This window comes from Streptomyces sp. NPDC102514, from assembly GCF_055584525.1.
This window is the reverse complement of sequence record NZ_JBVJLW010000007.1, coordinates 323,510-344,619: the sequence shown is the minus strand read 5'-3', so window position 1 is coordinate 344,619 and position 21,110 is coordinate 323,510. Positions and strand designations below refer to the sequence as shown.

Annotated in this window: 18 protein-coding genes and 1 tRNA gene; 10 read left to right on the top strand and 9 right to left on the bottom strand. The window is 71.4% G+C overall.

The features are described 5' to 3' along the window. The first annotated feature begins 2 nt into the window (after window positions 1–2). Window positions 3–1,607, top strand: a complete 1,605-nt coding sequence (locus tag ACZ60E_RS20455; RefSeq protein ID WP_469442136.1) for a DUF6519 domain-containing protein — start codon at window positions 3–5, stop codon at window positions 1,605–1,607. Window positions 1,608–1,610: 3 nt separating this feature from the next. Beyond that, window positions 1,611–2,489 carry a peptidoglycan-binding protein gene (locus ACZ60E_RS20450; protein ID WP_469442134.1) on the top strand — a complete coding sequence of 293 codons (879 nt, stop codon included), beginning with the start codon at window positions 1,611–1,613 and terminating at the stop codon, window positions 2,487–2,489. 222 nt (window positions 2,490–2,711) lie between these two features. Here ACZ60E_RS20450 and ACZ60E_RS20445 read toward each other — a convergent pair whose 3' ends face one another. The 4 genes from ACZ60E_RS20445 to ACZ60E_RS20430 form a co-directional block, all read right to left on the bottom strand. Further along, window positions 2,712–4,124: a M1 family metallopeptidase gene (locus ACZ60E_RS20445; protein ID WP_469442132.1), complete on the bottom strand. Its 1,413-nt coding sequence runs from the start codon at window positions 4,122–4,124 to the stop codon at window positions 2,712–2,714. Between the two features lie 61 nt (window positions 4,125–4,185). Next, a complete protein-coding gene (locus tag ACZ60E_RS20440; protein ID WP_469442131.1) occupies window positions 4,186–8,139 on the bottom strand; it encodes a Pls/PosA family non-ribosomal peptide synthetase in 3,954 nt (1,317 codons plus the stop codon). A 197-nt stretch (window positions 8,140–8,336) separates the two neighbouring features. Further along, a complete protein-coding gene (locus ACZ60E_RS20435) occupies window positions 8,337–8,543 on the bottom strand; it encodes a DUF397 domain-containing protein (protein WP_469442128.1) in 207 nt (68 codons plus the stop codon). Beyond that, on the bottom strand, window positions 8,540–9,394 hold the full coding sequence (locus tag ACZ60E_RS20430) for a helix-turn-helix domain-containing protein (protein WP_469442126.1): 855 nt from the start codon (window positions 9,392–9,394) through the stop codon (window positions 8,540–8,542). Before ACZ60E_RS20430 ends, ACZ60E_RS20435 begins: the two co-directional genes overlap by 4 nt. Before the next feature lie 152 nt (window positions 9,395–9,546). Between ACZ60E_RS20430 and ACZ60E_RS20425 the strand changes: the two genes are divergently transcribed. Then, window positions 9,547–10,005: an ATP-binding protein gene (locus ACZ60E_RS20425; protein ID WP_469442124.1), complete on the top strand. Its 459-nt coding sequence runs from the start codon at window positions 9,547–9,549 to the stop codon at window positions 10,003–10,005. A 110-nt stretch (window positions 10,006–10,115) separates the two neighbouring features. Here ACZ60E_RS20425 and ACZ60E_RS20420 read toward each other — a convergent pair whose 3' ends face one another. Further along, window positions 10,116–10,460: a hypothetical protein gene (locus tag ACZ60E_RS20420; RefSeq protein WP_469442122.1), complete on the bottom strand. Its 345-nt coding sequence runs from the start codon at window positions 10,458–10,460 to the stop codon at window positions 10,116–10,118. A 382-nt stretch (window positions 10,461–10,842) separates the two neighbouring features. Between ACZ60E_RS20420 and ACZ60E_RS20415 the strand changes: the two genes are divergently transcribed. After that, the gene (locus ACZ60E_RS20415; protein WP_469442120.1) at window positions 10,843–11,082 is read left to right on the top strand and encodes a hypothetical protein; all 240 of its coding nucleotides are present in this window, start codon (window positions 10,843–10,845) and stop codon (window positions 11,080–11,082) included. Window positions 11,083–11,180: 98 nt separating this feature from the next. Here ACZ60E_RS20415 and ACZ60E_RS20410 read toward each other — a convergent pair. Continuing rightward, a tRNA-Leu gene (locus ACZ60E_RS20410) sits at window positions 11,181–11,268 on the bottom strand. 208 nt (window positions 11,269–11,476) lie between these two features. Between ACZ60E_RS20410 and ACZ60E_RS20405 the strand changes: the two genes are divergently transcribed. The 3 genes from ACZ60E_RS20405 (at window position 11,477) to ACZ60E_RS20395 (ending at window position 14,272) form a co-directional block, all read left to right on the top strand. Further along, entirely contained in the window at window positions 11,477–12,802 is a 1,326-nt protein-coding gene (locus ACZ60E_RS20405) for a M20/M25/M40 family metallo-hydrolase (RefSeq protein WP_469442119.1), read from the top strand. Window positions 12,803–12,958: 156 nt separating this feature from the next. Next, window positions 12,959–13,192 carry a chaplin ChpH gene (chpH, locus tag ACZ60E_RS20400; RefSeq protein WP_107021063.1) on the top strand — a complete coding sequence of 78 codons (234 nt, stop codon included), beginning with the start codon at window positions 12,959–12,961 and terminating at the stop codon, window positions 13,190–13,192. Between the two features lie 180 nt (window positions 13,193–13,372). After that, window positions 13,373–14,272, top strand: coding sequence for a chaplin (locus ACZ60E_RS20395; RefSeq protein ID WP_469442117.1), 900 nt, complete (start codon window positions 13,373–13,375; stop codon window positions 14,270–14,272). Between the two features lie 73 nt (window positions 14,273–14,345). On the opposite strand, the gene ACZ60E_RS20390 is transcribed toward ACZ60E_RS20395, so the two are convergent. Next, window positions 14,346–14,534 (bottom strand): DUF5703 family protein, encoded by a 189-nt coding sequence (locus ACZ60E_RS20390; protein WP_107021061.1) that lies wholly within the window; start codon window positions 14,532–14,534, stop codon window positions 14,346–14,348. 47 nt (window positions 14,535–14,581) lie between these two features. Here ACZ60E_RS20390 and ACZ60E_RS20385 point away from each other — a divergent pair, with 47 nt between their 5' ends. Further along, window positions 14,582–15,337, top strand: a complete 756-nt coding sequence (locus tag ACZ60E_RS20385; protein ID WP_385836133.1) for a hypothetical protein — start codon at window positions 14,582–14,584, stop codon at window positions 15,335–15,337. A gap of 111 nt (window positions 15,338–15,448) precedes the next feature. Here ACZ60E_RS20385 and ACZ60E_RS20380 read toward each other — a convergent pair whose 3' ends face one another. Both ACZ60E_RS20380 and ACZ60E_RS20375 read right to left on the bottom strand, forming a co-directional pair. Then, window positions 15,449–17,734: a helix-hairpin-helix domain-containing protein gene (locus tag ACZ60E_RS20380; protein ID WP_469442116.1), complete on the bottom strand. Its 2,286-nt coding sequence runs from the start codon at window positions 17,732–17,734 to the stop codon at window positions 15,449–15,451. Next, the gene (locus tag ACZ60E_RS20375) at window positions 17,731–18,714 is read right to left on the bottom strand and encodes an aldo/keto reductase (RefSeq protein WP_469442114.1); all 984 of its coding nucleotides are present in this window, start codon (window positions 18,712–18,714) and stop codon (window positions 17,731–17,733) included. Before ACZ60E_RS20375 ends, ACZ60E_RS20380 begins: the two co-directional genes overlap by 4 nt. Window positions 18,715–18,865: 151 nt before the next feature. Between ACZ60E_RS20375 and ACZ60E_RS20370 the strand changes: the two genes are divergently transcribed. Together ACZ60E_RS20370 and ACZ60E_RS20365 are read left to right on the top strand one after the other, a co-directional pair. Continuing rightward, window positions 18,866–19,921, top strand: a complete 1,056-nt coding sequence (locus ACZ60E_RS20370) for an LLM class F420-dependent oxidoreductase (protein WP_366783800.1) — start codon at window positions 18,866–18,868, stop codon at window positions 19,919–19,921. A 260-nt stretch (window positions 19,922–20,181) separates the two neighbouring features. Further along, window positions 20,182–20,970, top strand: a complete 789-nt coding sequence (locus tag ACZ60E_RS20365) for a ferritin-like domain-containing protein (RefSeq protein ID WP_469442111.1) — start codon at window positions 20,182–20,184, stop codon at window positions 20,968–20,970. The last annotated feature ends 140 nt before the right edge of the window (window positions 20,971–21,110 follow it).

Genomic DNA, 21,110 nt, shown 5'->3' with positions numbered 1-21,110 from the left:
TCATGCACGCAGACCTCTCCCGCTCCACCTTCCGCCCGGAGCGGCACTACTCGGCGGTGCTGCTCCAGCAGGGCCGCGTCCAGCTCGACGCCGACGCCAACGAACAGACCGCGATCCAGCTCCATCAGGCCCGCGCGCTCACCACCGACCTGATCGGCCCGCACGGCGGACCGCGCGACGCGGCCGGCTTCCGGATCGAGTACGTCGGCGGCAAGCACGACATCGACACCCTCCTCATCCACGGCGGCCGGTACTACGTCGACGGCATCCTGTGCGACGCGGACCGCCCGGCCGCGGGAGTCCCCGTACCGGACGAGGAGGACGAAGACGGCAAGGACGGCAAGGACGCCGAAGGGCAGGACACGGCACAGCCGACCCCAAGTCCTCACTGGACCTACTGGGACCAGCCGGACGGCTTCCGCGACCCGGAGAAGCCCGGCGACCGGCTGCCCTCGCCCGCCCGGGCGCCCTTCGTCGCCTACCTCCAGGTCTGGGAGCGCGCGGTCACCGCGGCCGAGGACCCGGCCCTGCGCGAGGTGGCGCTCGGCGCGGCGATGCCGGACACCGCCGCCCGGGCCAAGGTGGTCTGGCAGGTCCTGCCACTGGCGCTCGCCGACCTGGACATCGAGGCCCCCGACCCGTCGAAGGACACGGTCCGCGAGGCCTTCGCCCGCTGGGCCCGCAGGCGGACCGTCTCCTCGTCCCGCCTGGCCGCCCGCGCCGAACGCCCCGGACACGCCGACGAGGACCCCTGCCTGGTCAAGCCGGACGCCCGCTACCGCGGCCCGGAGAACCAGCTGTACCGGGTCGAGATCCATGCGGGCGGCGCGGCGAAGGACGCCTCGTTCAAGTGGTCGCGGGAGAACGGTTCCGTGGTCTTCCCGGTGGACGAACTGGACGGCACCTGGGTCCAGTTGGCGTCCCTCGGCCACGACGACAAACTGGACCTGGACGTGGGCGACCGCGTGGAGTTCACGGACACCGCGTACGCCTCCCGCCTCGAACCCCTGCCCCTGCTGAGGGTCGAGGAACTGGACCTCCCCGGCCGCCGCGTACGCCTGTCGGCGGAGCCCGAGCCGGGCGTCGGCCGGCTGCCGCACCTGAACCCGTTCCTGCGCCGCTGGGACCACCACGAGGGCCCGCGCCGCAAGGGCCGCACGACAACCCTGCGGGGCGGGGCGGTTCCCGTCACGGAGGGGGAGTGGCTGCCCCTGGAGGACGGCATCGAGGTGTACTTCGCCAAGGGCGGCGCCTACCGCACCGGCGACCACTGGACCGTGCCCGCCCGCACCGCGACCGGCGGAGTCGAATGGCCGGTCGACGGCTCCCGCAGGCCCCTGCTCCGGCAACCGGCCGGAATCACCCGCCACTTCGCGCCGCTGGCCCTGGTCAAGGGCGAGGCGGGCGCCGTGGACCTGCGCCTGGCCTTCGCGCCGCTCGCCACCGACGTCCCGGCGGCGGACGAGGCGACGCTCGCGGCGGAGGCGAGGGCCCGCGAGGAGGAACAGCGGGCAGAGACCGCCGACCCGTCGGGAGGCAGGTCGCAGACCACCGCGGAGGCGGAGAACGCCGCAGACGCCGCCGCAGACCCGCAAGGAGAGAAGTAAGCCATGGCCACACCACTGACCGCCTCCAAACTGGTGGCGATCCTGCGCGCGGAGGGCCTGACGGTCCACGAGATCCGCAGCTGGCGCAGCCACAACCGCAACAGCAAGGGCGCCTGGGGCCCCATGAACGGCGTGATGATCCACCACACCGTCACCTCGGGCACCGCCGCCTCCGTCGACATCTGCTACGACGGCTATTCCAGCCTGCCCGGCCCCCTGTGCCACGGGGTCATCGACAAGAAGGGCCATGTCCACCTGGTCGGCAACGGCCGCGCCAACCACGCGGGCCTGGGCGACGGAGACGTGCTGACAGCCGTCATCAACGAGACAAGACTCCCGTCGGACAACGAGGCGGACACGGACGGCAATCGCCACTTCTACGGCTTCGAGTGCATCAACCTCGGCGACGGCAAGGACCCGTGGCCCGAGGTCCAGAAGGAGGCCATCGAGAAGGTCTCGGCCGCGATCTGCCGCGCCCACGGCTGGAGCGAGCGGTCCGTGATCGGACACAAGGAGTGGCAGCCCGGGAAGGTCGACCCGCGCGGCTTCACGATGGACAGCATGCGCACCCGCATAGCGACCCGCCTGAAGAGCAAACCCACTTCACCCAAGCCCCCGGCGACGCCCCCGAAACCGTCGTACGTCCCCTTCCCGGGCAGCGCCTTCTTCCACGTGGGCCAGAAGTCGGCCGTCATCACCGCGATGGGCCGCCGCCTGGTCGCGGAAGGCTGCGGCCGCTACGAGTCCGGCCCGAGCCCCGACTGGACGGAATCAGACCGCAAGTCGTACGCGGCCTGGCAACAAAAACAAGGCTTCAAAGGCAAAGACGCAGACGGAATCCCAGGCAAAAAAACCTGGGACACCCTAAAGGTCCCCCGCTAGCCCCCGAAGGGGCGCGAGCAACCACAACGCTCCCGCAGGTCAAAAACGCCGCCCACCCCCCGCCCCTCCAGGGGCGCGGGGAACGGCGCGCTCAGCCACGACGCTCCCGCAGGTCAAAAAATACCGGTCACCCCCACCCCCTAAGGGGCGCGGGGAACGGCGCGCTCAACCACGACGCTCCCGCACGTCAAAACCACCGCCACCCCCCCCGGGGGCCCGCCGTCACCCCCCGCTAGGCGGATAAGACGGCCGTTCAGGAATCCCCACCCCCGCCGAGGGCAACGCAGGCAGCGCCCCCTCGAAAACCCACGCAGCGAACAGCTCATCCAACGGCTCCGCCGAATACCGAGCCACATGCGCCACGAACGCCGCCGTGGTCACCGCCCCACCCCGATGAACGGTCACCCACCCCCGCAACATCCGGAAGAACGCCTCGTCCCCCAAAGCGCACCGCACGGCGTGCAACACCAACCCGCCCCGCTCGTACAGCCGGTCGTCGAACATCAGCTTCCGCCCGGGATCGGCCAGCCGAAGATCCTGCGGCTTCCCGGCCAGCCCCCGATGCGCGATCCCGGCCAGGGCCTGCGCACTGCGCCCACCCGACCGCTCGGACCACAGCCATTCCGCGTACTTCGCGAACCCCTCGTTCAGCCAGATGTGCCGCCAGTCGGCGATGCTCACACTGTTCCCGAACCACTGGTGCGCCAACTCGTGCGCGACCAGCCGTTCGTACCCCCGCCCGCCGTCCACATGGTTCGCACCGAACAGTGAGAGCCCCTGCGCCTCCACGGGCACATCGAGTTCTTCCTCGGTGACGACGACCGCGTACTCGCCGAACGGGTAGGGCCCGAACAGTTCCTCGAAGAGCGTCATCATCGCGGGCTGCCGTGCGAAGTCCCGCGAGAACTCGGTGAGCAGCCGCGCCGGAATGTGCCCGGACTGCGGCACCCCGCCCAGTCCCGGGTCACCGAGCAGCACGGTCTGGTACTTGCCGATGGAGAGCCCGACCAGATAGCTGGACGTCGGCGCCGCCTGCTCGTACACCCATGTGGTCGTGGACGCCTTGGGCGTACGCGTCAGCAGCCGCCCGCCCGCCACCACCGAGTACGCCGACGGCGTGGTCACGGCGATCTGGTACGAGGCCTTGTCGGCGGGCCGGTCGTTGCACGGGTACCAGGACGGCGCCCCCACCGGCTGGCTCGCCACCAGCGCCCCGTCCTCCAGCTCCTCCCAGCCGATCCCGCCGAACGGGCTCCGCACGGGCTTGGGATTGCCCGCCCAGTGGATCTCCACGGTGAACGCGGCCCCGGCCCGCAGCGGCTTCGCCGGGCGGATCCGCAGCCGCCCGCCCCGGTGCGTGTAGTGCGTCGTCCGCCCGTCGACCCGGACCCGCCCGATCCGGAAGTCGGCGAGGTTCAGCTGGAACTCGGCGAGCGGCGACCGGCCCGCTATGGCGTTCAGGCGCGCGGTGCCGGACAGCCGGTTGGGTCCCGGACGGTAGTCCAGGGCGAGTTCGTACCGATGGACCCGGTAACGGGGGTCCCCGTTCGCCGGGAAGTACGGATCCGCTCCCACTGTCTGCTGAACCACTGAAGTATCTGCTCCCTGCGCTGTGCTCGTACGGTGTGCCGGCATCGCCTCCCGGGCGCCGTACGAGCCGCGTCCGGGAACGCGACGCCTGGTGCCGTGACAGGCACTAGGAACGCCACGCCTCGATCGGGTTGCCCAGCCAACGGGTGTCGTCGGGAACGGATTCCGCCGCCATGACGAGGGACGCGGGTCCCAGTGTGCTGCGCGCCCCGACGGTGCTGCCGGGCAGAACGATTCCGCCCGGGCCCAGGGTGGCGCCCTCACGGAGGACCACAGTATCCGTCCTCAAGATCCGGTCGTGGAAGAGGTGGGTCTGCAGCACACAGCCACGGTTGACCGTCGCCGCGTCCTCCAGTGTCACCAGATCCGTCTCGGGCAGCCAGTAGCTCTCCACCCAGACGCCCTTGCCGATCCGGGCGCCGAGGCCGCGGAGCCACAGGTTCATGACGGGGGTACCCGGCACGGACCCGGCCAACCACGGCACGGCGACGACCTCGACGAAGGTGTCGGCCAGCTCGTTGCGCCACACGAAACCGCTCCACAACGGGTGCTCACCGGCGCGGTGACGCCCCACGAGGGCCCACTTCGCGACGACGGACAGCAGCCCGGCCGCGGCACCGGCGCCCAGCAGTACCAGCCCGGCGAGCGCCCAGGCCCACGCCCCCAGTGCGCTCAGCGCGGCCACCGTCAGCACGGCGAGCGCCGCCGAGCAGAAGACGGGCACGATCCGGCACAGCTCGACGAGCCCGCGGGCCCACAGCAGCCGCACGGGCGGGTCGTACGTCAGGCTCTGGTCGCCGTCCTGTGTGGAGCGCGGCAGCTTGACGGGCGGCAGCCCCAGGTAGGAACTGCCCTTCTTGGCCTTCTTCGGTGTCGCGGACAGCACCCCGACCAGGCCGCCGTCCGGCACCGAGCGGCCGGGTGCGGTCATCCCGGAGTTCCCGAGGAACGCCCGGCGCCCGATCTCCGCCCGGCCGATCCGCATCCAGCCGCCGCCCAGCTCGTACGGCGCGGTCAGCGTGTCGTCGGCCAGGAACGCGCCCTCGCCGACCGTCGTCAGGCTCGGCAGCGCGAGGACCGTCGACACCTCGGCGCCGCGCCCGATCCGCATCCCGAGCAGCCGCAGCCACACCGGGGTGACGAGTCCCGCGTACAGCGGGAACAGGGTCTCCCGGGAGCGGTCCATCAGCTGGGTGACGGTCCAGGCCTGCCAGCCGATCCTGCTGTGCGTCGGATGTGTACCGGGCCGCAGCCCGAGACTGAGCAGCCGCACGGCGATCAGCAGGAGCAGCGCGAACGTGAGACCGAAGGCGAGGGTCGCCGGCACCAGCGCCACGGCGGCGCCCCGCAGCGCGTCGGTGAGCCCGGCTTCCGGCGCTACGAAGGCGCCCACGACGAGCAGCGCGACCAGCCCCGACACCACGGGCAGCATCGTCAGCGCGAACCCGGTCGCCCCGTACATCACCCGCCAGTACGTGCCCTTCTGGGGGCGCTCCTTGGGCCAGTCCCGCTTGGCCTTGCCGAGCTTGGCCGCAGGCGAGCCCGCCCACCGCTGACCGGTGGGCACCTGCCCGGAGACCGCCGAGCCGGGGGCCACCTCGGACCGCTTCCCGACCCGCGCGCCGGGGAAGAGGATGCTCCGGGTGCCGACCACGGCGTGCGCGCCCACCTTGACCGGGCCGATCTCCAGCCGGTCGCCGTCCAGCCAGTGCCCCGAAAGGTCCACCTCGGACTCCACGGCGGCGCCGCGGCCCAGCTTGAGCATGCCGGTCACGGGCGGCAGCGAGTGCAGGTCGACGTCCGGGCCGACCTTGGCGCCCAGCGCCCGCGCGTACCGTTCGAGCCAGGACCCGGTCAGCGAGGTCGCCCCGCTGAACTCGGCGAGCCGTTCGGCCGTCCACAGCCGCAGATGTACGCTCCCGCCGCGCGGATACTCTCCCGCCGTCACGTTCCTCAGCAGCAGCCGCGCCCCGCCGGCCCCGATCGCGAGCCGTCCGGGCGGGCTGAAGAGCAGGGCTGCCAGCGGGGCGACCAGCCACCAGGAGGCGGTCGGCGCCCACGGGTACGCCCCGAACCAGTGGAGCGCGTTGCCGAGCGCGGCCAGCGCCACGGTCCAGCGCAGCCCGAGCAGCGCGAACAGGGGGAGGAGCACCAGCAGCTGCACGACCTCGGCGCGCGCCGGGACCGGCGCGATCAGCCGCTCGGCGCCGTCGCCCTGCGCGGACTTCTCCAGATGCCGGGCCAGCTTCCGCAGCACCGGCTGCTGGTAGATGTCGAGCACGGCGGCGCTCGGGTAGCGGGTGCGCAGCCGTGTGGTGAGCAGGGCGGCGGCGAGACTTCCGCCGCCGATCGCGAAGAAGTCGTCCCGGGCGGAACCCACCGGGATGCCCAGCACCTCGCTCCACTGCTCGGCGAGCCACGCCTCGGTCCCGTACAGCTGCTCGGTGGGTCCGCCGGTCTCCAGGTTCTCCAGCGGCCAGGGCAGCGCGTCCCGGTCGACCTTGCCGGACGTACGGGTCGGCAGCTCGGGCACGAGCGCGATCAGCGGGACGAGAGCGGCGGGCAGCTCGGCCCGCAGCCGTTCGACGGCGGCGGCGTGATCCCAGCCGCCGCCTTCGGCCCCGTCCTCCTGGACCTGTTCCCGGACCTGTTCCTGGACGTCCTCCTTGACCTGCTCCTGGACCTCGTCCTGGAGCACGACATAGCCGACGAGCAGCTGGTTCCCGCCGCGCGCGGTCCGTACGGCGGCAGCGGCTCCGGCCACCCCGGGCAGCCCCTGGAGAGCGGTGTCCACCTCGCCCAGCTCGATCCGGCGCCCGCCGAGCTTGATCTGCTCGTCGGCCCGCCCGAGGAAGATCAGCCCCTCCGGCTCCGCCTTGACCAGGTCACCGCTGCGGTACGCGCGCTCCCACCCGAGCGATTCGAGCGGGGCGTACTTCTCGGCGTCCTTCTCGGGATCGAGATAGCGGGCGAGCCCCACGCCCCCGATCACGAGCTGCCCACTGCCACCCATGGGCACGGGGTTCCCGGCCTCGTCGACGACGGCCAGCTCCCACCCGTCGAGCGGCAGCCCGATCCGGATCGGCTCCTCGCCGGTCATGAGCGAGGCACAGGCCACGACGGTCGCCTCGGTGGGCCCGTACGTGTTCCACACCTCACGCCCCTCGGTGACCAGGCGCTGCACCAGCTCGGGCGGGCAGGCCTCACCGCCGAAGATCAGCAGCCGTACCTCGTTGAGCGCCTCCGGCTCCCACAGGGCGGCCAGCGTCGGCACGGTGGAGACGACGGTGATCTCCTGCTCGACCAGCCAGGGCCCGAGGTCGGCGCCGCTGCGCACCTGGGAGCGCGGTACGGGCACCAGGCAGGCCCCGTAGCGCCAGGCCAGCCACATCTCCTCGCAGGAGGCGTCGAAGGCCACGGAGAGCCCCGCCATGACCCGGTCACCGGGTCCGATGGGGTCCTCGGTGAGGAAGAGACCGGCCTCGGCGTCCACGAAGGCGGCGGCACTGCGGTGACTGACGGCCACACCCTTGGGCTTGCCGGTCGAACCGGAGGTGAAGATGATCCAAGCGTCGTGCCCGACCCCGGGCCGCGAGGCGGGCACTTCGCTGCGCCCTTCGACGGTCAGCTCGTGCCCGGCCCCGACGACGGCGCGTACGTCCGCCTCGCCGAAGACCAGCTCGGCGCGCTCGTCCGGGTCCTCTGCGTCCACCGGCACGTAGGCGGCCCCGGCGGCCAGTACGGCCAGAATGGCCACGTACAGCTCATTGGTGCCGGACGGCACGCGTACGCCGACACGGTCCCCGAGGCCGACGCCCGCGTCGCTCAGCCGTCGCCGCAGCGCCTCGACCTCTATGGCGAGAGCGCGGTAGGTGAGGGCCTGCCGACCGTCGTCGAGGGCGGGCTCGTCGGGATACGCGCGCACGGAGGCGTCGAGGATGTCGACGAGCGTGCGCGGGGAGGGTGCGGAGGCTGCGGAGAACCGCGCCCGGTCGCCGAACTCGGCCCGTACTTCGTCGTCGGACAACTGGAACGCGGGGCCATGCTGGAGGGCTGCCATCGGGTCCTCACATGTCGTACCCGGATGCACCGGGGGAGCCGGCGGGCCCGCAGGTATGCCTGGGGATATTCCACTCAGCTCCGAACAAGCGTGGAATTTTAGTACGACGCTAGCCCCGGCCTCGCTCCACAGCGACGCGAACGGGCCCGTACGGACCCCTCGAACCGGCCTCCGCACCCCTCTGACATGGAGTTATGTCACCTTGACGAGATCTGCCCCACACCTGCCGGAAACACGGCGACGAACGCCGTCCAGGCGTCGGGGGAGAGGGCCAGGGATGGCTTCTGCTTGTCCTTCGAGTCCCGCACGTGGACGGTCGCGGTTTGCACCGCGACCTCGATGCAGTTGTCGCCACCGCCGCCGCTGTAGCTGCTCTTGAACCAGGTCGTTTCACTGGCAGTCATAGCGCTCCTCGCATCTGTTCCAGCAAGCTGGCTGTGGCCTGATGGCCCAGGGCCTGCGAGCGCATTTTGCCATAGCGCTGAAGCATGTGACTTGCGGCTTTTGGGTCGGTGATCAGCAGGCTGCTGCTGTGCCCCTCGACGTAACCGATCCATCGGTGACCGGCCGTCTCGGCGAGGTACATGTCCCCCTCGGCGCCCGCGTGTTCCTCCTGCAGCGATGGCATGACCTGCAGCTCCACATTGCGGTAGCGACCGACTGTGAGCAGGTGCTCCACGAGGGCTTTCGTCACCGCGACACCGCCCATCCGACGCTCCAGAACCGCCTGTTCCACGACGAAGCTGAACGACGTGTTCGGGCGCTCGACGAGGAGTTGCTGCCTGGCCAGCCGAGCCACCACCTGAAGTTCGGACTGTTCATCCGTGAGCGGTGGGAGGTAGCGCTCGAAAAGGGCGCGGATGTACGGCTCTGGCTGCAACAGGCCCGGAATCACCCGACACTCGTACGCGTACAAGGAGATGGCCTCCTCCTCGACCCCCGCCCACTGGCGGAACCAGGACGCCAGCCCCGCCTTACGAGTCAAGCTGCGGGCCGCGGCCCCCAACACCCGTGCCGCGACGGGGCCCAACACCTCCTCCGACCGGTCCAGCAACTCCCGGGGAGGGAACCGCTTGCCCTGCTCGATCTTGGCGACGTACGCGGTCGAGTACTGCACGAGTGGCGCGAACTGCTCCTGCGTGAGCCGGGCTTCCTCCCTCAGGACTTTCAGCACCGCACCGAAGGTCTTGAGGCTGTCGGACACCTCCGGTTCACAACCCCCGCCCACCCCGCCGCCGTTGTCAGCCGTCGCCATCGAAGCCGCCTTCCCCTGTGCTGTTGTGCCGCCGAGCTGATCAATGGTTACGTACAGCGACCGTCCCGGTCCAGAGAGTGAACCCGTACAACGGGATCTGTATCGGCGCCGAGCCTGTCGGCGGCCCCGCCGCGCCCCGCAGGCTGACGCACATGCAAGCCCCCTACATCCCCGCCCCCGCGCAGCCGACCCGCACGTTCGCGCAGCGCTTCTCCGCCACGAGGCGCGGCGCGCGCCTGGCCCGACTGCTCGCGGCGCACCAACTCACGGAGTGGGGCCACCCGTACGGCACGGAGGTGCACGACACGGTGGTGCTGGTGGTCGCCGAACTGGCTGCGAACGCGGCCTTGCACGGCCGGGTGCCGGGCCGGGACTTCGCCCTGTACCTGGCCTGGGGCGAGGCGCGAGGCGTGATCCGCGTCGAGGTGACGGACACGCACCCCGCCCTGCCGACGCGCAGAACCCCGCCCCCGGAAGAGGACCAGGGCCGAGGCCTGCTCCTCGTCGACGCACTGGCCACCCACTGGGGCGTACGGGACCGGGTGGGCCCGGGCAAGACGGTGTGGGCGGAGTGCGCCGTGTGCCCGGCCCTTGGGGCGTCCCGGCTCTGAGGTGCTCGGAACGCGGAGTGTGCCAAGGTGTCGAGGATCGTGTGCGGCGCGGCCGGGCCCCTCTGCCCCCGCCGTGAAGGCGGGGGCATACTCCGGCTGAGCGGAGCGCGTCAGTGCTCGTGACGCGGGTGGACATGGAGATGGATCCACGGCAGAACCGCGGCCACCATCAGGCACGCGACCTCGAACTGCCAGGGTGACGTCGTCGTGAGAAGCGACAGCGCCTTCGCCATCAGGTAGGGACCGATGACCGATCCGGCAACTCCGGAAAAGGCGTTGAGTGTCCGAAGTGCGTGTCCGGACTCTTTTTCCGGCACGGAGGCTGTCAGAGCCGGGCCGTCCGGGGTCGTCGTGATCGACACGTAGGCGGAACCGGTGGGTTCCGCGACGTCGAGTACGAGGACTTCGTCGCCTTCTTCTTCGTCGCTGAGGGTCGGCGGGTCGTTGACGGGCATGGCCGGACCTTTCCGGCCGGTTCGGAGAGGGGTGTGGTTGTCAGGTGGGAACCGGCCTGATCGGCTGCACGGCGCCACCTCCATCCCGGGTTGAGGGCCGACACGGACATCCCGGCGACTGACGCGCCGCCCGAGCCCCCGGGTGAGGCGGCGGCGTCCGCCGGGGCCGCAGCTCTCGCTGCGATTTCCCCCCGATCACCTCCCGGTGAGCGCGCGCCGCAACCCCGTGTCTGCGGTGTGCGCTTGCCAGTGAGGCAGGACCCACCATAGCAAGGGTGGTGCGTAAACGCACCGATCTGGTGGTGTTCTGATGCGTTCCATGGCAGACTTGCAGATCAGATCGCCAAGGCGGACACAACGAGAAGAGAAGGAGGGGCTGCACATGGGAGGACAGCCGATTCGTTCGTTGCCTCATCCTGCGAGCGAGCGGTACTCCGTGACGCTCGTTCCGCCGGCCGTGCAGGCGGTCGCCGAGCTCACCGAGGCGACCGGACTCAGCAAGGCGGACGTGATCAACCGTGCGGTGCAGATCTACGCCTATCTGGAGGCGCAGCGGGCGCAAGGGCGAGAGATCCTGCTGCGGGATCCGCAAGGTGTCCTGGAGCGGGTGCACATCGTCTGACGGCGACCCTGCACGGGGGTGCGGTCCGCGCGCGGACGTTTTGACTCCGGAAAACAGAAAAACCCCAGACGAGCTGGGGTTTTTTCTGATTCTGCCACTGGTGTCCGAGGGGGGACTTGAACCCCCACGCCCGATAAAGGGCACTAGCACCTCAAGCTAGCGCGTCTGCCATTCCGCCACCCGGACAAGGTGTCTGTCGCGCGGGGTTCCCCTCGCGGCGACGAAGGAAACATTACCAGGCTTTGGAGAGGCCCCGATCACGGGGCGCCGGCCGGGCGGCGGGCGTGAACGGCGTGTGACGGGCGTGGTCCGGCCTTGGGCGGGGAGGAACGGAGAGAGAGGATGAGGGAGAAGGACGTGGGTGACCACCAGCAGTGACAGTGGGAGGAAGCACGTGAGCGAGCAGGACACGACCAAGGGCATCAAGGGTGAGGACGAGGTCGTCGACCTCTGCCGCGAGCTGATCCGGATCGACACCAGCAACTACGGCGACCACTCGGGCCCGGGCGAGCGCAAGGCCGCCGAGTACGTCGCGGAGAAGCTCGCCGAGGTGGGTCTCGAACCGCAGATCTTCGAGTCGCACACGGGCCGCGCCTCCACGGTGGTCAGGATCGAGGGCGAGGACCGCTCGCGGCCCGGACTGCTCATCCACGGCCACACCGACGTCGTACCGGCGAACGCCCAGGACTGGACGCACCACCCGTTCTCCGGCGAGATCGCCGACGGCTGCGTGTGGGGCCGCGGCGCGGTCGACATGAAGGACATGGACGCGATGACCCTCGCGGTCGTACGCGAGCGGATGCGCAGCGGTCGCAAGCCTCCCCGCGACCTCGTGCTGGCCTTCCTGGCCGACGAGGAGGCGGGCGGCACGTTCGGCGCCAAGCACCTCGTCACCAAGCACCCCGACCTCTTCGAGGGCGTGACGGAGGCGATCGGCGAGGTCGGCGGTTTCTCCTTCACGGTCAACGAGAACCTGCGGCTGTACCTGGTGGAGACCGCCCAGAAGGGCATGCACTGGATGAAGCTGACCGTGGACGGCACAGCCGGGCACGGTTCGATGATCCACAAGGACAACGCGATCACCGAGCTGTCGGAGGCCGTGGGACGGCTCGGCCGGCACAAGTTCCCGGTGCGCGTGACGAAGACCCTGCGGCACTTCCTGGACGAGCTGGGCGACGCCCTCGGCACCGAGCTGGACCCCGAGAACATGGACGCGACGCTGGCCAAGCTCGGCGGGATCGCCAAGCTCATCGGAGCCTCGCTCCAGAACACCGCCAACCCGACCCAGCTGGGCGCGGGCTACAAGGTGAACGTCATCCCGGGCCGGGCGACCGCGCACATCGACGCCCGCTACCTGCCGGGGTACGAGGAGGAGTTCCTCGCCGACCTGGACCGCATCCTCGGCCCGAACGTGAAGCGCGAGGACGTGCACGCGGACAAGGCGCTGGAGACCACCTTCGACGGGGCCCTCGTGGACGCCATGCAGACCGCGCTGATCGCCGAGGACCCGATCGCGCGGGCCGTCCCGTACATGCTCTCCGCCGGCACCGACGCCAAGTCCTTCGACGACCTCGGCATCCGCTGCTTCGGCTTCGCCCCGCTGAAGCTGCCGCCGGAGCTGGACTTCGCCGGGATGTTCCACGGTGTCGACGAGCGGGTCCCGGTCGACGCCCTGAAGTTCGGTGTGCGGGTGCTCGACCGCTTCATCGAGGCCTCCTGAAATAAACCGCTGAAACGACACTCCAATAATCGCCAGCGCGTACGGGGCCGACTGAGAAGAGTGAATGCGCTCATAAGCTCGTAGCCCTATTACTCCCTCCTCGTTACTGCTGATGTGATCCGCGGCTGGGATCACATTTGCCAACTAGGAGGAACAATGATCAAGAAGATCGTCGCCGCTGCGGCTGCCACGGGTGGCCTCGTTCTCGCCGGTGCGGGTCTTGCGGTTGCCGACGCCGGTGCGCAGGGTGCTGCTGTCGGCTCCCCGGGCGTGCTCTCGGGCAACGTCGTCCAGGCGCCCATCCACATCCCGGTGAACGTCTGCGGCAACACGGTCTCCGTGATCGGGCTGCTGAACCCCGCCTTCGGCAACACCTGCACCAACGTCTGACCCTGTGCTCGACGTCTGACGATGTGCTCACCTCATGAGGGCCTGCATCCCATGAAGGTCTGAATCCATGAGGGTCTGAGTCCGCGGCCCCGGAGTGCGTGCCATGCGCTCCGGGGCCGCCGACATTTCGTATACCGCGATATCGCGCACCACACGGTTCACAAGGGGCAGGGAAAAGCTATGCGACAGGTCACCCGCAAAGGCCTGATGACGGTGGCGGCGGCAACCGGGGTCCTCGCGGCCACCGGTGGTTACGCCCACGCCGACTCGGGGGCGCACGGCACCGCTTCGGGCTCCCCGGGCGTACTCTCCGGCAACTCGGTACAGGCGCCGGTGCACGCGCCCGTCAACGTCTGCGGCAACACCGTGAACGTGGTCGGCGTGCTCAACCCGGCGGTCGGCAACAAATGCAGCAACAAGGGGGCGGGCAAGGGGACCGGCTCCGGCCACCACGGGCACGGCGGCTCGGGCGGTGGAACCGGATCGCACGCCGGGGGCCACACCGGAGGCTCGCCCGGCGTGGGCTCCGGCAACCATGTGCAGATCCCGGTCGACGTACCGGTGAACGTCTGCGGCAACAGCGTCTCCGTCGCCGGAGTCGGCAACACGGCCACGGGCAACGCCTGCGGGAACACCGGCAGCGGCGGGCACGGAACCACGACTCCCGGGCACGGCGGGCACGGTGGGCACGGCGGAAACGGCGGGCACGGCGGTCATGGCGGGCACGGCTCGCCGGGCGGGCCGGGACAGCCCGGTGACGCAGGGCACCCGGGTACGCCGGGCGGGCCGGGCAAGCCGGGGGAGTCGGACGGCTCGGGGCAGCCCGGCTCGTCGGGACACGGAGGCGGGGGCACCTCGAACGCCGACGCCCCGAACGCGCATGCCTCGGATGCGAACGGCTCGGGCGCGAACGGCTCGGGCACGAACGCCCTCGGCGACCGGGCCGCCGGCCGCCCCGACGGTTCCGCGCACCTCGCGCAGACCGGCGCCGATGTGCCGCTCGGCCTCGTGCTCCCCGTGGGCGCGGGCGCGCTGCTGGCGGGCGCCGTGCTCTACCGCAAGGCGCGCGCCTCGGCGTGAGCGACTGATCCCGGGCAGGTCGGACGGAGCGGGTCCCGCACGAGCGGGCCCGCTCCGTTTCAGCCTTCCCGTGTCACCAGGTGGCGCGCACCTGGCGGATGATCCGTCGGCGCAGCCGCACCCTGCGGCTGCCGTCGGTATGCAGGCTGAGGCGGTCCAGTTCCCAGTGTCCGTACTCCGCGTGGTCAGTCAGCAGGCGTGCCGCTTCCTTGCGGGAGACCCCGCGCGGCACATACACGTTGACAAATTCGTATTCCGGCATCGCATCTATTGTGCGTGCGGAGGCCCGGTACGGATAGCGTCTGCACTATGTCTGATGCTGCGCAGCCCACCGCTGCCGAGGTACGCGCCGCCGCCGAGGCGGTCAAGACCGCGCTCGACCGCCACCTGGCGGCGGTCGAGCGCAGGTCGGGTGAGGACGACCCGGCCGTCTACGAGGCGTTCAACGAGTTGGCGGCCGCCGCCGAGGAGTACGACGAGCTTCTCTACGACCGCTACGACGAGGTCACCCCTTTCGAGATCCCCGGCTCGGACGACGCCCTGCCGCCGTACACCGGGCCGGAGGAGCCGAACGCGCTGAGCGTGCTGATCCGCCGGGACTACGCGGTGGTGGAACCGCAGCGGCTGCTGGCGCAGGCCCAGCGGGTCGAGGCGGTCGAGGAGTCCGGGGCGGTCACGGCGGGCTTCGACGCCGCGTCCGGGACCGTGCACGGTGCGCTCGGCGTCCTCTTCGGCGAGTTCGAGCCCGACGAGATCGCCTCCCGGCACAAGGAGTTCGGCCTGGAGGAGGGCGACTCGACGCTGTGGGTGACCGCCTCGGACGAACCGGCGGACCCGGGTGAGTGGCTGGAGGCCCCGTTCGACCAGGCCGACACCCACCAGGTGGTGTGCCGCTTCGACGTCAGCGCGGTCTTCGACGACGACGCCGATGACGGCATCGACGACCTGGACGACATCGAGGACGAGGTGCCGGACACCGCCGAGCCGGAGCCGGCAGGCACCCTCGACGGGACGGAAGCGGAAGCGGGCGTCGAGGACCTGAGGTCGCGCAACGCGGACCGCTGACGGTCCGCCCGCACTCCGACGGTCCGCCCGCACTACGACGGTGGCGGTCACCGGCCCTTCAAGGGCCCGGTGACCGCCACCGTCGCGTTCGTTCGGGATCCGGGGCCTGGCTCAGACCGACGGCGGGATCTGAGCCGTGATCAGGGCCGGGAGCCTCGTCGTACGGGGCTTCGCGGCGATCTCCGCCACCGCGTGCGGCAGCGCCTGTTCCACACCGTGGACCACGGAGAGATGCCGGTCGGCGCGGCCGAAGGCGGTGTAGACCCAGGGCCTGGAGAGCGCCTGCGCCGCGTCGCCGGGCAGGACCACGACCGCGGCGGGCCAGCGGACCCCGACGGCCTGGTGGGCGGTGAGCGCCCAGCCGTGCCGCACGGTCTGCTCCACCCGCTCCTTCGGTACGACGACGGGCACGCCCGCGCACTCCAGGTGCAGCCCCTCGGCGTCGGCCTTCACCACCTGGCCCAGGACCGAACGGCCGGGCGTCGCGGAGTACGCCACCCGGTCGCCCGGGTCGAAACCGCCGAAGCGGCCGGGGCCCGGGTTGAGCCGCTCCTTCAGCGCCGCGTTGAGCACCCGCGTGCCCGCCGCACCGCCGTGGCCCGGCGTGATCACCTGGGTCTGCTCGGCCGGGATGCCGATCGCGCGCGGCACCGAGTCGGCGACCAGCTGCACGGTGCGGTGGACCGCCTCCCCGGCGTCCCGCACCGGGATGATCACCACTTCCTTGCCCGGTGCCTCGACCTGGTTCAGCTCGCCGATGCCGATGCCCGAGACCAGTTCGCCGACGGGACCCGGATCAGGGGTCCGCGAGGCGATCTGCGGGCACACCCGCGCGGCGAGCAGATCCGCGAACACCCGTCCGGGGCCCGCCGACCACAGCACGCCGGGGTCCCCGCTCAGTACGAGCCGGGCGCCGTCGGGCAGTGACTCGGCGAGCATCGCCGCGCTCTCGACGTCGAGCTGCGGCGCGTCCAGCACGACCAGGAGGTCGGTGCGGAGCATGCCGTCACGGTCCCGCCCCGGGCCCTCCTCGCCGGAGAGCAGACCGGCGACGGTGGCCACGACGACCGACGACGGATCCGCGTCCGAGGCCGTCTCGCGCGCGTCCGCGCCGGCGAGCAGTTCCGCGAAGCGGCGCCGGCCGTCCGGGTGGTGGGCGGCTGCGCACACCCTGAGGCCGAGGGAGAGGGCAGCCGCCACCAGGGACGCGGGCTCCGCGCGGGACGCCTCGCCGCCGGTGTGCAGGACCAGGCCGCGGCCCGCGACCGCCCGGATCAGCTCGGCGGCCGAGCCGGTCGCGGCCGGTTCCCAGGCGGCAGCGGCGCCTTCGTCCTTGGGCAGGGAGTTGACGACCCGGGCCAGCCCGTCGGCGAGGCTCTCCTCGGCGAGCGCGTACCGCTCCAGACCGATGAGGACGCGCACCGGACGCGCCTCCTCGGCCTCCGCACCGTCCTCGCCGCCCTCGTCGTCCGGAGTGGCGTCCTCCACGGACCGCCGGGGAGCCGGGGGCGTGCCGCCGGGCTCGTCCAGCGCGTCCTGGAAGACCAGCGCGTCACCCTCGGCCAGCGCGCTCTGCACGGCCGCGTCGGGGTCGGGCACCGAACGCTGCGCGAGCGCGGCGTGCAGGGCCGCGGCCTCCAGGGCGGTGTGCCCCACCAGCGCGGCCTGTTCGAGGAGCCACACCGTGACGGCGCGGCCCCGCCGTTCGTCGTCCGGACCGCACTCCGCGCCGAGCAGGGCCCGGGCGAACCCGTCGGCCTGCTCGGGACGCACGCCCGCCACGCGGAGCAACTGCCAGGGATCCTCGCGCAGTTGTCCGTCCGCCCCCTCGCCGAGGGTGGCGGCGGTCTGCGGTGCCAGCGCCTCCGGGGCGCCGCCCCGGACGAGCACGGCGCGGACCGCGTCGACGGACTCCGAGGCCATCGACGCCGGAGCGCCGGAGGGCACGGGCTGCGGGCGGCGCACCGGCTCCTGCGCGACCCTGCGCGGGGTCGGCTCCGGCCCGCTGAAGACGCTCGCCGAGGGCTTCTCGCCGCTCTCCACCGCCCGGACGGCCGCGAGCAGATCGGCGGCCTTCCCGCTCAGTGCCGTCCCGGCCAGGACCGGCCCGTCCTTCTCCGCCTTCCGCCGCTCGATCCGCTCCCGCAGCTCCCGCTGCGCGGCCAACTCGGCCTCGGCCTCGGACAACTGGGCCGCACCCTCGGTGGCGCCCTCCGCGGTGCTCTCGGCGGCGCTGTCGGTGGCCCCACCGTCCTCGTCGGCGTCGCCTTCGGCGTCCCCGTCCCCGTCGGCGCCGGTGTCCGGCCGGACCTCCGTACTGGGCCCCTCGGACTCGGGACCGGCGTCCGGCGTCCCCGGCTCGGCTTCCTCCGCGGCGGCGGACGGCTCCGTGGTCACAGCGTGCTCCAGTCGTGATCGGGATAGTGGTGCACGGGCGCCGACACGTCGTCGAGCGCTCGACAGATCTCGTCAGGAAGACTAAGGGTCTCCACTGACAACGCGGCCGTGAGCTGCAGCGCGTTGCGCGCGCCGATGATCGGGGCGGCCACCCCTGGCCGGTCGCGGACCCAGGCGAGAGCCACCTGGAGCGGGGTCACCGCCAGGCCGTTCGCCGCCGTCGCCACCGCGTCCACGATGCGGCTCGCCGCGTCGTCCAGATACGGCGCGACGAACGGCGCGAGCTGCTCGGAGGCGCCCCGCGAGTCCGCGGGCGTCGCGTGCCGGTACTTGCCCGTCAGGACGCCCCGGCCCAGCGGGGACGACGGCAGGAGCCCGATGCCCAGGTCCAGTGCGGCGGGCAGCACCTCGCGCTCGACACCGCGCTGCAGCAGCGAGTACTCCATCTGCGTGCATGCCAGCCGCGTACGGGTCCCGGGGGCGGCGAGCTGCCAGGTCGCCGCCTTCGCGAGCTGCCAGCCGCAGAAGTTGGAGACCCCCGCGTACCGGACCCGGCCGCTGCTGACAGCGATGTCGAGGGCCTGGAGTGTCTCCTCCAGCGGCGCGTCCGGGTCGAAGGCGTGGACCTGCCACAGATCCACATGGTCCGTGCCGAGCCGGGCCAGCGAGGCGTCGAGGGCGGACAGCAGATGTCCCCGCGAGCCGTCGAACCGCCGGTCCGGGTCGGGCACACTGCCCGCCTTGGTGGATATGACGAGGTCCCGCCGCGGCACCAGCCCGTCCATGAGCTGCCCGAGCAGATACTCGGCCTCCCCGTCCCCGTACACGTCGGCCGTGTCGACGAGGGTCCCGCCCGCCTCCCAGAACGCCTTCAACAGGTCCGCGGCGTCGTGCTCGCCGGTGTCCCTGCCCCAGGTGAGGGTGCCGAGACCGATGCGGGACACGCGCAGGCCGGTACGGCCGAGATGCCTCTGCTCCATGGTGGCTGAGATTACTGGCCGCAAGTCGACGTGTGGGAAGCCTGTGGACAACCTTCGTCACATGATCCGCAACGCTGTCCCTGCCGCTCGGCCCGGTGGCGCGCTAGGGTGCCGGACAAGGGACGTTACTGATCAGTAAGGGGAATCGGCCATGCAGCTCGGGATCAACCTCGGCTACTGGGGTGCCGGAATGGACGCGGACAACCTCGCCGTGGCCAAGGAGGCCGACCGCCTCGGGTACGCGGTCTGCTGGGCCGCCGAGGCGTACGGATCGGACGCGGCCACCGTGCTGAGCTGGGTCGCCGCCCAGACCGAGCGCATGGACGTAGGGTCGGCCATCTTCCAGATCCCGGCCCGCCAGCCCACGATGACCGCGATGACCGCGGCCACCCTGGACTCGCTCTCCGGCGGCCGGTTCCGCCTCGGCCTCGGCGTCTCGGGACCGCAGGTCTCCGAGGGCTGGTACGGCGTCAAGTTCGACAAGCCGCTGGCCCGCACCCGCGAGTACGTCGAGATCGTGCGCAAGGCGATGACCCGCGAACGCCTGTCGTACGAGGGCGCGCACTGGACCCTGCCGCTGCCGGGCGGCCCGGGCAAGCCGCTCAAGCTGACCGTGCACCCCGAGCGCGAGCACATCCCGCTCTACATCGCCGCGATCGGCCCGAAGAACCTGGAACAGACCGGCGAGATCGCCGACGGCGCCCTGCTGATCTTCCCGTCCGCGGACCATCTGGAGGACACCGCGATCAAGCACCTGCGCGCGGGCCGCGAGAAGGCCGGCCTGACCATGGACGGCTTCGACGTCTGTCCGACCGTGCCGCTCGCGCTTGGCGAGGACAAGGACGTGGCGGCACTGGCCGACATGTTCCGTCCGTACACCGCGCTCTACGTGGGCGGCATGGGCAGCCGCAAGCAGAACTTCTACAACCAGCTCGCCCAGCGCATGGGGTACGAGCAGGAGGCCGCCGAGATCCAGGACAAGTACCTGTCCGGCGACAAGGAGGGCGCGGCGGCCGCCATCCCGCACCAGCTCATCGACCAGACCACGCTGCTCGGTTCGGTGGACCGCATCGCGGACCGGATGAAGGCCTACGCGGCGGCGGGTGTCACCACGCTCACGCTGGCCCCGGCGGGCTTCACCCTGGACGAGCGGATCGCCGCACTGCGGGCCGGCACCGACGCCGCCGAGCGGGCCGGCGTCGCATAGCCACGCCCGGCGGGGCGGGTGAGCTCCGCGGGACGGGAGAGTTCTGCGGCCGTGGTGGGGGCTCGGGGGGTCTTCCCCGCCACGGCCGTCACGGAGAACAACGCGCGACGGCCCGCTCGGTTACGCGCCCGGCATTCCCTGCGCGTCCACCGTTCAGCGGATTTGTCCGACACAGATGTTGCCGCACCCCTGGCTGCCCATTTGACTCGTTCTTTGCGGACTCCCGCAGGAGGTGCGGGTCGCGCGTGGAGGTGGCAGTCATGCTTTCGGCCAAGAGTCTTTTCCAGGAGATCATCGACAACGACGAGTCCTTCCGGCTCTTCTGCTCCATCGCCGCCAGCGGGGAGACACAGGGCGGCTGGGAGAACGGGCGGATCGCGGCCCTCGTACCGGAGGCCGAGCGCGCGCTCGCACCCAAGATCGCCCGGCACGGCGCCGACGAGGACAAGCACGGCCGGATCTTCAACGCCCTCATGAAGAAACGGGGTCTCACGCCCGTCGAGATCCCGCCCGAGACCGATTACACGATGCTCCTGGAGAAGAACGGCATCGGCCTCACGCACGACAAGCTCAAGCGCGACGAACCCCTCACCGTGCGGGACATCGTCACCTACCTGTCCCACAGCAGGGTCACGGAGCAGCGGGCCGCGGACCAGATGGTGATGCTCCGCAAGGACTTCGGGGACCATCCCGAGATCGGCAAGGCCGTACGGATGATCTCCGACGACGAGGACAACCACCTCGCCTACTGCCACGAGGAACTGCTGCGCTTCGCCCGCGCGGGGCACGGCCGGACCATTCAGCGGACACTGCGCGAGTGCGCGCTGGCCGAGGCCGGCGTCTACCGCGACGTCAGCCTCGCCGTGATGGCCCACATGGGACGCATCCTCGGCTGGTCCCGCCCCAAGGCGGCGTTGCTCGCCACGGGCATCCGCGCCATGTACGGGTACGAACGGGCGGCCGGCTGGCGGCGGATGGTCTCCCTGACGATGCCGGAGCGCCGCGACGCCCTGGGCGGCCCCGCGACGGCGGCACCCGGATACGCCTGACCGCCCACCACCGCTCAAGGCCCACCGCTCCAAGCCCGCCGCCGCCCGCCGCACCCGTCCACCACGCGCGCGTGGCGCCTCGTACGCGTCACGCGCGCGTGGAGCCCGTCGAGGCCCGGCCGCACCCCCGGCCGTGACCC